Here is a 13,661-nt window from a genome sequence, read left to right as displayed (position 1 = left end):
GTTCTGCCCGTGTAGCCGGCGGAACGGGGCGGCGATCATCTTCAACCGTGAGGACGCATCAGTCGTCGGCGAGCTGAAACCGATAACCCACACCATACAACGACTCGATGGGACTCTCCCCCGGGCAGGCCTGTTCGAGCTTGCGCCGCAGATTACGAATATGGCTGTCGACCGTGCGGTCGGTAACCACTCGGTGATCGGAGTAGATCTTGTCGAGCAACTGATCCCGAGAAAATACTCGTCCTGGAGAGCGGGCGAGGGTGTTGAGCAGTCGCAGTTCCAGGGGCGTCAGGTCCAGTGCGATACCGTCGAGGGAGGCCTGATACCGCTCTTCGTCAATCTGCAGACGCCGTGCCGCAGACGTCAAAAGTTGCGGGCTGCGCCGCAGAATGGCTTTGACCCTGGCGACCACTTCACGGGGGCTGAAAGGTTTGCAGATGTAGTCGTCGGCGCCCAGGTCCAGTCCGAGCAGGCGATCTACTTCCTCGACTCGGGCGGTCATCATGATGATGGGCACCGCGCTGAAGCTGCGCAGTTCTCTGCACACTTCCAGCCCATCACGTCCAGGCAGCATCAGATCAAGAAGAATAAGTCGCGGCTCGCAGGCACGTACCGCCGGCACCACCTCCAACCCGTTGTCCAGACATTGGGTCGGGTAGCCGGCAACGGTCAGGTAGTCGCGCATCAACGCGGCCAGTTTGGGTTCATCTTCGACGATGAGAATCGGAGTATCGTTGACCATGTTCAGGCATTCCGTGGCAGGCGCAGGGTCAGCCAGAGGCCGCCCAGGGGAGAGTGGTCGGCCGTCAGGCTGCCGCCGTGGGCCAGGGCGATGCTGTGACAGATCGCCAATCCCAGGCCGGCACCGCCACTGGCGCGATTGCGTGAGGCTTCGCCACGGTAGAAGCGCTCGAACAACCGGGGCAATTGTTGCGCTTCAACCCCGGGGCCGGAATCGAGGAATTCGATGCGCACGTCGTCGCCATCGATGGCAGCGCTGATGCGTAGTACACCGCCCGGATCGGTATAACGCACAGCGTTTTCCAGCAGGTTGCCGAACAGTTGTTGCAGGCGCTTGGGATCGGCTTCCAACCGCAGCGGTTGCGCCGGCAGGTCCAGCTCCAGACGCAGCTGCGCAGCGTTGCAGCGTTCTTGAAACATGGCCGCACTGCTTTCCAGCAGCTCGTTGAGCACGCATTCGCTCTTGCGATAGTTCAGTGCGCCGACGTCCGCCAGGGATAGCTCGTACAGGTCGTCCACCAGTTTGCTCAGCATGCCGACTTCGCCCTGTAGCGACTTCATAGAGGTCTGATCGAGGGTGCGCACGCCGTCTTCGATGGCCTCCAGTTCACCGCGCAATACCGACAACGGGGTGCGCAGTTCGTGGGAGACATCAGCCATGAATTCCCGACGCATTTGCTCGTTGCGTTCCAGCGTGTACGCAAGCTGGTTGAAGTCGCGAGCCAGTTGGCCCACTTCGTCGTTGGACGACACGGTCACTCGATTGCTGTATTCCCCGGCGGCCAGCCGGTGAGTCGCAGCGGCGACCCGTTTGACCGGGTCGAGCAGGGTGCGGGCGATCCACCAGGCGATCAGCATTGCCAGCAACAACGAAACCACGCCCATCGCCAGACTGGCACGCCATTGATAATGCTGAAACCGTTCGCCCCCTGCTTCCGTCACGCTCTGAAACGGGGTGACTGCCAGCCAGCCGACGGTTTTGCCGGCCACTTCGATCGGGCGCAGCAAGGCGTCATCACCAATCGCGGGGTAACCGGTCACTCGTTTTTTTTGTTGATCCAGCAGGGCGATGCGGAACAACGCGCCCGTCAGATCAGAGGGTGATGGAATCCTCAGCTCGTGGAACACATCGTCATCCTTGGGCTCCGGCCGCATGATCTCGAACCAGCGATCCGGCTGGTGACGCAGAAATTCCCAGCTGCCCTCACGCTCGTAGGCGCTGGCCAGGCGCGGCAGAACGGGGGCCATGCGCTCCAAGGCCTGTTCATTGAGGTAGCCGAGAAACCCCCGGCCAAAACTCCAGCTGGTGGCCAGGCCCATGCTCAGGATGACAAACAGGACGCTGGCCAGGACCGCAACAAACAATTTGGTGGAGATACTCAGTTTCATGGGCTCGGGCAGGTCGGTGAATGGCCCGGTCATTTAGGCCCTGACGCGACGAAGATTCAAGCTCGGCGGGTAATCTTCAATTTTCCTGCACATTTGCCTCGCAGTATGGCGCATGGCTCAAGCCACCCCGTCTTGCAGAGGCAGATATGTCGACCAAACTCTTCGCCAAATCCCTGGTAACCGCCGCGGTTATTCTTTCCCTGTTCATTCTGTTCGTGTTGAGCGGTTGCTCGGCCGGCGAGTCCGCGCCTGTCGCTGTCGCGCCCAAGGTGTCGGTGATCACCGTGCAACCTCAGACTCAGGCACTCACCACTGAACTGGCCGGGCGCACTCAGGCGTTCATGGTCGCCGAGATCCGTCCGCAGGTCGGCGGTATCGTTCAGCAACGCTTGTTTGTCGAAGGTGCCGAGGTCAAGGCTGGACAGGCGCTGTATCAGCTGGATGCGGCGTCTTATAAGGCTGCGTTGGCTGAAGCGCAGGCGACTGCGGCCAAGGCCCGCGCCACCCTGAAATCGGCCCAGGCCACCGCCAAACGCAACGCGCAGTTGGCGAAGATTGATGCGATCAGCCAGCAAGATAACGAGGACGCTCAGGCCAGCCTGCTGACCGCCGAAGCGGAACTGCAAGTGGCGCAGGCCGGTGTGGAAACTGCTCGCATCAACCTGGCGTATACCCGCATCAGCTCGCCTGTCAGCGGGCGCATCGAGACGTCGACCGTGACCCCCGGTGCGCTGGTGGTGGCCAATCAGGACAGTGCACTGACCACGGTGCAGCAACTGAATCCGATCTACGTTGATGTCACTCAATCGACCACCGAACTGCTGCGCCTCAAGCGCGATCTGGCCAGCGGCGCATTGCAAGGCAACGGAGAGGGCGAAGCGCGGATCAGCCTCAAACTCGACGACGGCAGTACCTATAACCACGAAGGTCGTTTGAAGTTCAGCGGGGTCAGCGTCAATGAAGGCACCGGCACGGTGACCCTGCGCGCCGAGTTCGACAACCCGGAGCATCTGCTGCTGCCGGGCATGTATGTGCGGGCGGTGCTGGAGCAGGCCTGGAATGATCAGGCGATTCTGATTCCACAGCAGGCCGTGAGCCGCAGCGCCAGCGGCGTGACCTCGGTGTTGCTGGTGGTCAACGGCAAGGTCGAGCAGCGCGTGCTGACCATCGACCGCGCCGTGGGCAACCAGTGGTGGGTCACCGCAGGTCTGAAGGCGGGTGATCAGGTGATCGTGGAAGGCGGACAGAAAGTTCGCGTCGGCGCCACGGTGTTGGCGCAAAACACCAACACTCGGGGGCGGACGCTGCACGCCGCCCCGACTGCCATTGCGCAGGAGGGTTGAGCATGGCGCGCTTCTTCATTGATCGACCGATTTTTGCCTGGGTCATCGCCATCGTCATCATGCTCGCCGGCGCGTTATCGATCAGCCAACTGCCACTGGAACAGTACCCGGACATCGCGCCGCCGACGGTGCGGATCTCCGCCACCTACACCGGTGCCTCGGCCAAGACCGTGGAAGATTCGGTGACTCAGGTGATCGAGCAGCAGATGACTGGTCTGGACAACCTGACCTATATGTCCGCTTCCAGCAGTTCGGCGGGCAGCGCCAGTATCAACCTGACGTTCGACGCCGGGACCGATCCCGACGTGGCGCAGATGCAGGTGCAGAACAAGCTGCAACAAGTCGAGTCGAGACTGCCGCAGTCGGTGCAAAGCGAAGGCCTGACCGTGACCAAGGGCGGCTCAGACTTTCTGATGATTGCCGCGCTGGCCTCCGACAACCCGAGCGTCACCGGCACCCAGATTGGCGACTACATTTCCAGCACCTTGCTCGATTCCATCAGCCGTATCGACGGTGTCGGCGATGTGCAGACCCTCGGTTCGGGCTATGCCATGCGCATTTGGCTGGACCCGGCCCTGCTGGAAAAATACGCGCTGATGCCCTCGGATATCAGCAGCGCCCTGGAGGCGCAGAACACCGAAGTTTCCGCCGGCCAGCTCGGTGCCTTGCCGGCGGTGAAGGGCCAGCAGTTGAACGCCACGATCAGTGCTCGCAGCAAGCTGCAAACCGCGGAAGAATTTCGCAATGTCGTGGTCAAGTCCTCCAGTGACGGTGCCGTGGTCTTGCTCGGTGATGTCGCGACGATTGAGCTGGGCAGTGAAAGCTATGACGTGAACTCGGCCCTCAACGGTAAACCCGCTGCCGCCATGGGCGTACAGCTCGCCGCGGGCGCCAATGCCCTGAAAGTTGGCGAAGCGGTGAAGGCCAAACTCAAGGAGCTGGAGCCGTTTTACCCGACGGAAATGCAGCTGAAAAACGTCATTGCCTACGACACCACGCCCTTTGTCAGCCTGTCCATCGAGGAGGTGGTCAAGTCCTTGGGCGAGGCTATTGTGCTGGTGGTGCTGATCATGTTCCTGTTCCTGCAGAACCTGCGGGCCACGCTGATTCCGGCGATCACCGTGCCGGTGGTGCTGTTGGGCACGTTCGGCGTGCTGGCGCTGTTCGGTTACTCGATTAACACCCTGACCATGTTCGCCATGGTGCTGGCGATCGGCTTGTTGGTGGACGATGCGATTGTGGTGGTGGAGAACGTCGAGCGGGTGATGGGCGAACAGGGGCTGTCCGCCCTGGCCGCCACGCGCCAGTCGATGGATGAAATCACCAGCGCATTGATCGGCATTGCACTGGTGCTGAGCGCGGTGTTTATTCCCATGGCGTTTTTTGGCGGCTCCACGGGGATCATCTATCGGCAGTTTTCGGTGACCATCGTCTCGGCCATGGTGCTCTCGGTGCTGGTGGCCATGACGCTGACACCGGCGTTGTGCGCGACCCTGCTCAAGCCGTCCGATGCCCAGGGCCATGGCGCTCAAGGCGGGTTCTTCGGCTGGTTCAACCGCACCTTCGAGCGCGGCGCCGAGGCCTATAAAGGGCTGGTGGGCGGTATTTTGCAGCGTGGGCGCCGCAGCCTGCTGGTGTATGGGCTGGTGGTGCTGGCCATGGCGGCGGGTTATGCCAGCCTGCCGACCTCGTTCCTGCCCGACGAAGACCAGGGCATTCTCATGGCTCAGGTGCAATTGCCGGTCGGTGCCACGGACAGTCGTACCCAAGCGGTGATGAAGCAGTTCGAAAACTACATGCTCGAACAACCGGAAGTCGAGGCGCTGATCAGCATCACCGGCCTGGGCATGGGCGGTAACAGTCAGAACACCGCCCGCGCCTTTATCCGGCTCAAGGACTGGAGCGAGCGGTTGGGGGCGGGGCAGGATGCAGCGTCCATCGCCCAGCGGGCGACCCAGGCGCTGGCGAGCATCGGCGATGCCAATGTGTTTGTCATGCAGCCGCCGGCCGTGCGCGGTCTGGGGCAGAGCTCCGGCTTCGACCTGCAACTCAAGGACCTCGGTGGTCTGGGTCACGACGCCCTGGTGGCGGCGCGGGAGCAGTTCATTGCGTTGGCGCAAAAAGATCCGCGCCTATTGGGTGTGCGCAGCAATGGTCTGGACGATACGCCCCAACTCAAGGTCAGTATCGATGATCGCAAGGCCGGCGCCTTGAGTCTGAGCACCAGCGATATCAACACCACCTTGTCGACGGCCCTGGGCGGAAGCTACGTCAATGACTTCCTCAATCAGGGGCGGGTCAAGAAGGTTTATGTTCAGGGCCAGGCGTCAGCGCGCATGCAAGCGGCGGATCTGGATCATTGGTTTGTGCGCAACAGCAACGATGAGATGGTGCCGTTTTCCTCCTTCGCCAGCAGCTCGTGGAGTTATGGCTCGCCGTTGCTGGAGCGCTATAACGGCAGCGCTTCTTTGGAGGTCGTTGGTGATCCGGCGTCGGGCGTGAGTTCTGGCGTGGCGATGGATGCGGTGGAAGCGATCATCAAGCAATTGCCGGAAGGCATCGGTTACGAGTGGACCGGGCAGTCGTATCAGCTGCGCCTGTCCGGTACCCAGGCCCCGCTGCTGTACGGGATCTCGGTGCTCTTCGTGTTCCTCTGCCTGGCCGCTCTTTACGAGAGCTGGTCGGTGCCATTCTCGGTGATGCTGGTGGTGCCATTGGGTGTGGTCGGCGCGGTATTGGCGACCCGATTCACGGGCTTGAGCAATGACGTGTACTTCCAGGTGGGGTTGTTGACCACCGTGGGGCTGGCGGCCAAGAACGCGATTCTGATCGTCGAATTCGCCAAGCACCTGCAAGAACAGGGCAACAACTTGCGCGAGGCGACGTTGATCGCCGTGCGCCAACGCCTGCGGCCCATTCTCATGACGTCCCTGGCCTTCATGTTCGGCGTGCTACCCCTGGCGTTGAGCTCCGGCGCCGGTTCCGCCGGGCGCCAGGCCATCGGCACCGGCGTGCTGGGCGGTATGTTCAGCGCCACGGTGCTGGGGATCTTCTTCGTACCGCTGTTCTTTGTGCAGATCCGCCGCCGTTTTGGCCGCGCTTCCACGGCTTCGACCTCCGCCCAATCCGTCCAGACAGGTGACGCATGATCAAGTTTTACTGGCCACTGCTGGCCGTTCTGGCCCTCGGCGGCTGTGTCAATCTGGCGCCTCAGTATGAGCGCCCTGAAGCGCCCGTCGCCGAGCAATGGCTGCCGGCAGCCAGCACGCCAAAGGGGCAGGTGGCAGCCGACATCGAGTGGCAGCAGTTTTTCACCGACAGCCGTCTGGCGCGCTTGCAGTCCCTGGCGCTGGTCAACAATCGCGACCTGCGCCTGGCCAGTCTGAACATCGAAAAGGCTCAGGCTCAATACCGCATTCAGCGAGCAGCGGCCTTGCCCTCCATCGATGCCGGCGTCAGCGGCACTCACAGTCGTACGCCCGGCTCGTTGTCCAGCAGCGGCATGGCGGCTACCAGTCATGACTACAGCGCGCAACTGGGGCTGAGCAGTTATGAACTGGATGTGTTCGGGCGGGTACAGAACCTTCAGGACGAAGCGCTGGAAGCCTATCTGGCGCTGACCGAAACCCGGCGCAGCACGCAAATCAGCCTGGTGGCCGAAGTGGCCACGGCGTGGCTGACCCTGGCGGCAGACAACGAGCTGTTACAGCTGGCTCAGGAGACCTTGCGCAGTCAGCAGGCGACGTACGAATTGACCCAGCGCAGTCACGCGTTGGGTGGTTCTTCCGGTCTTGCCCTGGCGCAGGCGCAAACCACCGTGGAGTCGGCGCGGGGCGACGTGGCGGTCTATGAAAGCCAGATTCTCCAGGACCGCAATGCCTTGCGCCTGCTGGTCGGCAGCGACGTTCCCGATGAGCTGCTGCCGGGCACGAGCCTGCAATCGGCTGCGGCGCTGGTTCAGTTGCCGGCTGAACTGCCATCCAGCCTGTTGCAGCGCCGCCCGGATGTCCTGGCCGCCGAACACACGCTCAAGTCGGCCAATATCGACATCGGCGCGGCCCGTGCAGCGTTCTTTCCAAGCATCACCCTGACGGCCAATGCCGGTTCCGCGAGTTCGGCCTTGTCCGGTCTGTTCAAATCCGGCAGCGGCGCCTGGACGTTTGCCCCGAGTATCAGCCTGCCGATCTTCGATGCTGGCAGTAACCGCGCGACGCTGGACGCGGCCAAGGTCGAGCGCGAGATTCAGGTCCAGACCTACCAACAAACCCTGCAGACGGCGTTCAAGGAAGTGGCCGATGCCTTGGCGGTGCGCAGCACGCTGGATCAACGTCTGGCGGCCCAACAAGCGTTGACCGACGCCAGCCGCAAAAGCTTCGAACTGGCCGACGCGCTTTACCGCGGCGGCTCGCAAAGCTATCTCGAAGCCCTGGACGCCCAGCGTTCGCTGTACAGCGCACAGCAGGACCTGATCACCCTGCGTCTGGCCGAACAGAGCAATCGGGTGAGCTTGTACAAAGTATTGGGTGGCGGCTGGAATTAACCGTCGATGTTAACCATGGTAAAAGAGTCGGGCATTTCTCGGAGTCTTGGTGCGGCACTGTCGTTTCCCGCTCCATACGCAAAAACGCCGCTCATTTGAGCGGCGTTTTCGTTTGTACGTAATTTTTTTTGCTTGCTGAGGACGAGATCAAGATAGTTACTTTTGTCTCGGCGCTTCCTGCAGGAGCTGAGTCTTAATGGGTACTTCAGGAGAGTGTAGCGGCAAGAGAGCATTCGAAAAACTAGCCACTGGTCGAAAATCAATGCTTCATCCAGGGTGTGGGCTGGTAGGTATTTCCAAAAGCCAGAAACGAAAAAGCCCTGACTAATCAGGGCTTTGTCGTATAAAGATGGCGGAGGCGATGGGATTCGAACTCATGGACCTGTTACAGTCGACGGTTTTCAAGACCGTTGCCTTAAACCACTCGGCCACACCTCCGTTTGCGTTGCGGGCGCCATAATACCTGAATGAAACACACTGTCAAACTCTCTGCATGGCTTGTTACAGAGCGTCTGTTATGATCTTTGCGACTGAACGTTTCAAACCAACAGGAGTGTCGCCATGCGCGAACAGGATTACGCAGTTAATAACAGCGTGCAGGCTGAGCAGCTAGAGGTTAGCCGCGTCCTGCGCAACACTTACGGCTTACTCGCACTCACCCTCGCATTCAGCGGCGTGATGGCGTATGTCGCCCAGCAGATGCGTGTCGGCTACCCGAATATTTTCGTGGTGCTGATCGGTTTCTACGGCCTTTTCTTCCTGACCAACAAACTCCGTGATTCCGCGTGGGGCCTGGTGTCGGCGTTTGCCCTGACCGGTTTCATGGGTTTTCTGCTCGGCCCGATCCTCAACCGTTACCTGGGCATGCAGGGCGGTGCTGAAGTTGTGAGCTCGGCGTTCGCGATGACTGCGCTGGTGTTCGGTGGCCTGTCGGCCTACGTGCTGATCTCCCGCAAGGACATGAGTTTCCTCAGTGGTTTCATCACCGCAGGTTTCTTCGTGTTGCTGGGTGCAGTGGTTGCCAGCTTCTTCTTCCAGATCAGCGGTCTGCAACTGGCGATCAGCGCAGGTTTCGTGCTGTTCTCCTCGGTCTGCATTCTGTTCCAGACCAGCGCCATCATTCACGGCGGCGAGCGCAACTACATCATGGCGACCATCAGCCTGTATGTATCGATCTACAACCTGTTCGTCAGCTTGTTGCAGCTGTTCGGCATCATGAGCCGCGATGACTGATCGCCGGTCTTGAATGAAAAACCCGCTTCGGCGGGTTTTTTATTGCCTGTGATTTGGTTCAGGCACTCACGCCATCGGCGGCAACCGCCGCTTGACCGGAGTCTTCTTGACGATTGCGGTGTTGGTTTCGGCGTGGGTATTGAGGCGGTCGAGCAAGGTGTCCAGTTGTTCCATAGAACGCACATGCAGGCGTGCGATGAAGCAATCGTCGCCGGTGACCTTGTCGCACTCGGTGAATTCCGGGATCGCCTGGATCTGCCGCTCCACCTCCTGTAGCTGGCCCGGCAGCGGGCGGATGCGGACGATGGCCTGGAGTTGATAGCCGAAGCACTTGGGATCAATCTCGACGGTGTAGCCCTTGAGCACGCCGCGCTCTTCGAGGCGGCGCAAACGCTCGGCGACGCTGGGCGAGGACAGGCCGCTGATTTGCGCCAGGGCCTTGAGCGAGCGCCGTGAGTCTTCCATCAATGCCGTGATCAGCACTTGGTCGATGTCGTCAGTCATGGCGAACCCCCTGTAAGGCAATTGATCAGAATCGCCTTGATAATAAAGGCAGAAGCCGAGTTTAGCCTGATTTTTGCGCTGGAGAAGCCCCCTGGCGGATTGGCATACTTTGGGCTCAAACACAGGAGTCTGATGATGGACAAAACAATACGTCGCGGGTCATTCGAAATGACCGCCGCCATGCTGATTTCCGGGACTATCGGTTGGTTCGTACTGGTGTCCGGGCAGCCGGTGCTGGATGTGGTGTTCTGGCGTTGCGTGTTCGGTGCCGGTACGTTGTTGCTGATTTGCGCGGCATTCGGCTTCCTGCGCCCCGACATTCTGACCCGCACCACGTTCTTGTTGGCCGTGCTCAGCGGTATGGCGATTGTCGGCAACTGGGTGCTGTTGTTTGCTTCTTACTCCCGTGCCTCGATTGCCATCGGTACGGCGGTGTACAACGTTCAGCCGTTCATGCTGGTAGGGCTGGCCGCGTTGTTCCTCAACGAGAAAATCACTCTGCAGAAACTGTTCTGGCTGGGCATCTCGTTTCTGGGGATGTTGGCGATTGTCAGCGCTCATGGCGGCCAGGGCGGGAGTGGCAATGATTACCTGATGGGTATCGCTCTGGCGCTGGGGGCTGCATTTCTTTATGCGATTGCCGCGCTGATCATCAAGCGCCTGACCGGTACACCGCCGCATCTGATCGCGCTGATCCAGGTCAGCACGGGTGTGCTATTGCTCGCACCGTTCGCGAGCTTTTCGGCGCTGCCGCAAGCGCCGAGCGCATGGGCCAGCCTGGTGACCCTGGGCATCGTCCACACCGGCGTGATGTACGTGCTGCTGTACGGCGCGATTCAAAAATTGCCGACGGCACTGACGGGGGCGCTGTCGTTCATCTACCCGATTGCGGCGATTTTCGTCGACTGGTTTGCCTTCGGCCATCGCCTGGAGCCGCTGCAATGGATTGGCGTGGCCGCGATCCTGCTGGCCGCTGCCGGTATGCAGCAGGGTTGGAGCCTCAAGTTTCGTCGGACGGTAACGCAATAAGCAGGCGTCAGATGTTCCAGCGCGGTGCAGTCTTGGCCAATCGCTGGCGCATATCGCCGATGTTGGTCGCTAGCTGTCGGACCAATAATCGGTAGCCGTCCAGAGGGCTATAGACCGGTGTATCCAGACTTGAATCTGAAGGCAGTTCAACGGGTCGACCGAGTCGTTGGGATACACCGGATTTCAGCGCTCGGGCCATACCGATCAGTTGCACCCGAATCAGCCGATGTTCCGCTTGCAGCGCCGATTGCAGATGGGCCATGGCGTCGGGGTCATTCGCATCCGGCCGGGTGTTGCCGAGAATCTCCAGAGTGCTGACGCACATCCGCAAATGGCGCTGAATGGCATCCAGTTCGGTCATCGAAATTCGAACTTCCTTGGATACCGACGGCATCAGTGACCGCAGTTGCACCATCACCTTGTTCAGGCGGCCCATGAGTTTATGGTGTTCGTCATCGGAGACGGACTGGCCATTGATGATGCGCCCGTAAATCGTCGCGCAATCGCGCAAGGCATCGGCCAGGTTGTAGCGCCAGGAATAAACCGCATACAGCGGCAGAGCGAAGGAAAACGCCAGGGCCAGGGCAATGCCGATCAGAATATCCACCCCGCGCCACAGCCCGTCGGTAATTGGATTGTCGCCATGCCCGGCGACGATGAACACGGTAATCGCCGACAGCAGCGCGGTGTAACCGCCCTTGCCGATGGCGTGGTACGAGAAGAACCCGCAGACCACCGCCATCGCGAAATAGGTCAGCCACGGCATCCCGAGCCAGGCCTGTTGTGCCACCAACACAAGACCGACGCCGGCGCCGATCAAGGTGCCGATGGCGCGCTCGGCGGCTTTTTTTCCGATATTGCCGTGATGCTGCAAACCGCCGATCACCACCAGCATCGTCACCGACGCCCACTCTCCGTGGGGCAGGTTGATGCCGGTGGTCAGCAGAATCGTTGCCAGCAACCCAAGCGACACCCGCACCGCGTGGATTACTCTGGCGTGGCGATAGCGCCGATACGGATCCAGCAGCGGTCGCAGTAGTCGGTGCAGCAACGGTGGCAGTCGATGGGTGCTGAATGTGCTCAGGCTCGCTCTCCTCAGAAAATGTAATCAGTGGTCAGGAAACTTGAACTGCGTCCGCTGATGATCTCGCTGATCAGTTCCTTGTTGTTCTCCTGGAATTTGGTTGCCACCAGCGTGCGAATCGAAAACACCCGCAGCGCATCATGAACCGACAGAGTGCCTTCGGCGGAGTTCTTGCGGCCGTTGAACGGGAAGGTGTCCGGGCCGCGCTGGCACTGGGCGTTGAGGTTGATGCGCCCGACCTGGTTGGCGAAGGTGTCCACCAGTCGGCCGACCGCCACCGGGTTGGTGCCGAAGATGCTCAACTGCTGGCCGAAGTCCGATTCCAGGACGTAATCGATCACGGTGTCCAGATGACGGTACGGCACGATCGGCACCACGGGCCCGAATTGTTCTTCCTGATAGACGCGCATCTGCGGGTTCACCGGGTACAGCACCGCCGGGTAGAAGAACGACGCGCGGGCCTCGCCACCGTTGGGATTGACCACGGTGGCGCCTTTGCCGACGGCATCCGCCACCAGCGCATGCAGATACTCGACCTTGCTCGCTTCCGGCAGCGGCGTCAGGGCCACGCCACTGTCCCAGGGCATGCCGGGTTTGAGAGTGGCGAGTTTGGCGTTGAATTTTTCAATGAACGACTCGACCACGTCTTCGTGGACGAAGAGGATTTTCAGCGCCGTGCAGCGCTGGCCATTGAACGACAGCGAGCCGGTGAGTGCTTCGCTGACGGCGTTATCCAGATCCACCTCGGGCAGCACGATGCCCGGGTTTTTCGCGTCCAGACCCAATGCTGCACGCAAGCGGTGAGGTCTGGGGTGGAGTTTTTTCAGGTCGCTGGCGGCCTTGTTGGTGCCGATAAACGCAAAGATATCGATCTTGCCGCTGGCCATCAGCGCACTGACGGTTTCGCGGCCGCTGCCGTAGATCACGTTGATCACCCCGGCCGGGAAGCTGTCGCGGAACGCTTCCAGCAGCGGACGAATCAGCAGCACACCCAGTTTGGCCGGTTTGAACACCACGGTGTTGCCCATGATCAGCGCCGGGATCAGCGTGGTGAAGGTTTCGTTCAGCGGATAGTTATAAGGCCCCATGCACAACGCCACGCCGAGCGGTACGCGGCGGATCTGGCCGAGGGTGTCCTGTTCCAGTTCGAAGCGGCTGGAGCGGCGGTCGAGTTCCTTGAGGGCGTTGATGGTGTCGACGATGTAATCGCAGGTGCGGTCGAATTCCTTTTCCGAGTCCTTGAGGTTCTTGCCGATTTCCCACATCAGCAATTTCACCACCGCTTCACGCTGTTCGCGCATGCGCCGCAGGAAGGCTTCGACGTGCTGGATGCGCTCGGCCACGCGCATGGTCGGCCACAGGCCCTGACCCCGGTCATAGGCGCGGACGGCGGCGTCGAGGGCCGTCAATGCGGTGTCGGCGTCGAGCAGTGGCGTGCTGCCGAGGATGACTTGTTCGTCGCCATTCTCGCCGGTCAGATAGACCGGGCTGCGGACCTGGGCGAGGGGGCCGGTCCAGGTTTTCAGTTCGCCGTCGACCAGGTATTCACGCTGCTCGGTCTGGCCGTCGAGACGGTATTTTTCCGGGATGTCGGTGGAGTCAGGAAACAGGTTGCCAAGGATATGTGCTGTGGTCATGTCGCTACTCCATGTGATGTAAGCCATGCGCTGGCGGCTTGCCGTTCAGATTCACTTCAAAGGTTATACGCCTTATTGCCTCGACTTTTTAAGTGCCCCTTGGCAGGAACCCGCGATCTTTTGACCTGAGAACACACAACGGACGATGCTGCGGGTAAACT

10 protein-coding genes and 1 tRNA gene are annotated in these 13,661 nt (G+C 60.6%); 5 read left to right on the top strand and 6 right to left on the bottom strand.

Annotation, left to right across the window (positions count from 1 at the left end; all coding sequences use genetic code 11):
• Positions 1 to 58: 58 nt before the first annotated feature.
• Entirely contained in the window at positions 59 to 742 is a 684-nt protein-coding gene (locus ACYZUD_RS09945) for a response regulator (RefSeq protein WP_462023841.1), read from the bottom strand.
• Positions 743 to 744: 2 nt separating this feature from the next.
• Positions 745 to 2,163, bottom strand: coding sequence for a sensor histidine kinase efflux regulator BaeS (gene baeS / locus ACYZUD_RS09940; protein WP_462023840.1), 1,419 nt, complete (start codon positions 2,161 to 2,163; stop codon positions 745 to 747).
• A 113-nt stretch (positions 2,164 to 2,276) separates the two neighbouring features.
• Here baeS and ACYZUD_RS09935 point away from each other — a divergent pair, with 113 nt between their 5' ends.
• The 3 genes from ACYZUD_RS09935 to ACYZUD_RS09925 are packed head-to-tail and all read left to right on the top strand — an operon-like array spanning position 2,277 to position 8,013.
• Entirely contained in the window at positions 2,277 to 3,473 is a 1,197-nt protein-coding gene (locus ACYZUD_RS09935; protein ID WP_462023839.1) for an efflux RND transporter periplasmic adaptor subunit, read from the top strand.
• A gap of 2 nt (positions 3,474 to 3,475) precedes the next feature.
• Complete coding sequence (locus ACYZUD_RS09930) at positions 3,476 to 6,622, top strand: efflux RND transporter permease subunit (RefSeq protein ID WP_462023838.1); 3,147 nt, start codon at positions 3,476 to 3,478, stop codon at positions 6,620 to 6,622.
• Complete coding sequence (locus ACYZUD_RS09925) at positions 6,619 to 8,013, top strand: efflux transporter outer membrane subunit (RefSeq protein WP_462023837.1); 1,395 nt, start codon at positions 6,619 to 6,621, stop codon at positions 8,011 to 8,013. The genes ACYZUD_RS09930 and ACYZUD_RS09925 overlap by 4 nt, the downstream gene beginning before the upstream one ends.
• A 350-nt stretch (positions 8,014 to 8,363) precedes the next feature.
• Here the strand turns inward: ACYZUD_RS09925 and ACYZUD_RS09920 are convergent.
• Positions 8,364 to 8,451: transfer RNA gene (locus ACYZUD_RS09920), tRNA-Ser, on the bottom strand.
• A gap of 123 nt (positions 8,452 to 8,574) precedes the next feature.
• Between ACYZUD_RS09920 and ACYZUD_RS09915 the strand changes: the two genes are divergently transcribed.
• Positions 8,575 to 9,246: a Bax inhibitor-1/YccA family protein gene (locus tag ACYZUD_RS09915; RefSeq protein WP_045057637.1), complete on the top strand. Its 672-nt coding sequence runs from the start codon at positions 8,575 to 8,577 to the stop codon at positions 9,244 to 9,246.
• A gap of 66 nt (positions 9,247 to 9,312) precedes the next feature.
• Here the strand turns inward: ACYZUD_RS09915 and ACYZUD_RS09910 are convergent, their stop codons facing one another.
• On the bottom strand, positions 9,313 to 9,750 hold the full coding sequence (locus tag ACYZUD_RS09910; RefSeq protein ID WP_008155029.1) for an Lrp/AsnC family transcriptional regulator: 438 nt from the start codon (positions 9,748 to 9,750) through the stop codon (positions 9,313 to 9,315).
• A gap of 135 nt (positions 9,751 to 9,885) precedes the next feature.
• Between ACYZUD_RS09910 and ACYZUD_RS09905 the strand changes: the two genes are divergently transcribed.
• Positions 9,886 to 10,779, top strand: coding sequence for a DMT family transporter (locus ACYZUD_RS09905; RefSeq protein WP_462023836.1), 894 nt, complete (start codon positions 9,886 to 9,888; stop codon positions 10,777 to 10,779).
• A 7-nt stretch (positions 10,780 to 10,786) separates the two neighbouring features.
• Here the strand turns inward: ACYZUD_RS09905 and ACYZUD_RS09900 are convergent, their stop codons facing one another.
• Both ACYZUD_RS09900 and ACYZUD_RS09895 read right to left on the bottom strand, forming a co-directional pair.
• Positions 10,787 to 11,806 (bottom strand): FUSC family protein, encoded by a 1,020-nt coding sequence (locus ACYZUD_RS09900; protein ID WP_462025016.1) that lies wholly within the window; start codon positions 11,804 to 11,806, stop codon positions 10,787 to 10,789.
• A 68-nt stretch (positions 11,807 to 11,874) separates the two neighbouring features.
• Positions 11,875 to 13,500, bottom strand: a complete 1,626-nt coding sequence (locus ACYZUD_RS09895; protein ID WP_462023835.1) for an NADP-dependent glyceraldehyde-3-phosphate dehydrogenase — start codon at positions 13,498 to 13,500, stop codon at positions 11,875 to 11,877.
• Between the last annotated feature and the right edge of the window lie 161 nt (positions 13,501 to 13,661).

The organism is Pseudomonas sp. XS1P51, assembly GCF_054897845.1.
Note: the sequence above shows the minus strand (reverse complement) of the source record. Positions and strands in the feature narration are given on the sequence as shown.

What these genes read in the sequence shown, in the direction of transcription:
- baeS (WP_462023840.1), bottom strand. Translation starts at nt 2,163, where the DNA reads ATGACCGGGCCATTCACCGACCTGCCCGAGCCCATGAAACTGAGTATC.
- ACYZUD_RS09910 (WP_008155029.1), bottom strand. Translation starts at nt 9,750, where the DNA reads ATGACTGACGACATCGACCAAGTGCTGATCACGGCATTGATGGAAGAC.
- ACYZUD_RS09935 (WP_462023839.1), top strand. Translation starts at nt 2,277, where the DNA reads ATGTCGACCAAACTCTTCGCCAAATCCCTGGTAACCGCCGCGGTTATT.
- ACYZUD_RS09930 (WP_462023838.1), top strand. Translation starts at nt 3,476, where the DNA reads ATGGCGCGCTTCTTCATTGATCGACCGATTTTTGCCTGGGTCATCGCC.
- ACYZUD_RS09925 (WP_462023837.1), top strand. Translation starts at nt 6,619, where the DNA reads ATGATCAAGTTTTACTGGCCACTGCTGGCCGTTCTGGCCCTCGGCGGC.
- ACYZUD_RS09905 (WP_462023836.1), top strand. Translation starts at nt 9,886, where the DNA reads ATGGACAAAACAATACGTCGCGGGTCATTCGAAATGACCGCCGCCATG.
- ACYZUD_RS09945 (WP_462023841.1), bottom strand. Translation starts at nt 742, where the DNA reads ATGGTCAACGATACTCCGATTCTCATCGTCGAAGATGAACCCAAACTG.
- ACYZUD_RS09915 (WP_045057637.1), top strand. Translation starts at nt 8,575, where the DNA reads ATGCGCGAACAGGATTACGCAGTTAATAACAGCGTGCAGGCTGAGCAG.
- ACYZUD_RS09895 (WP_462023835.1), bottom strand. Translation starts at nt 13,500, where the DNA reads ATGACCACAGCACATATCCTTGGCAACCTGTTTCCTGACTCCACCGAC.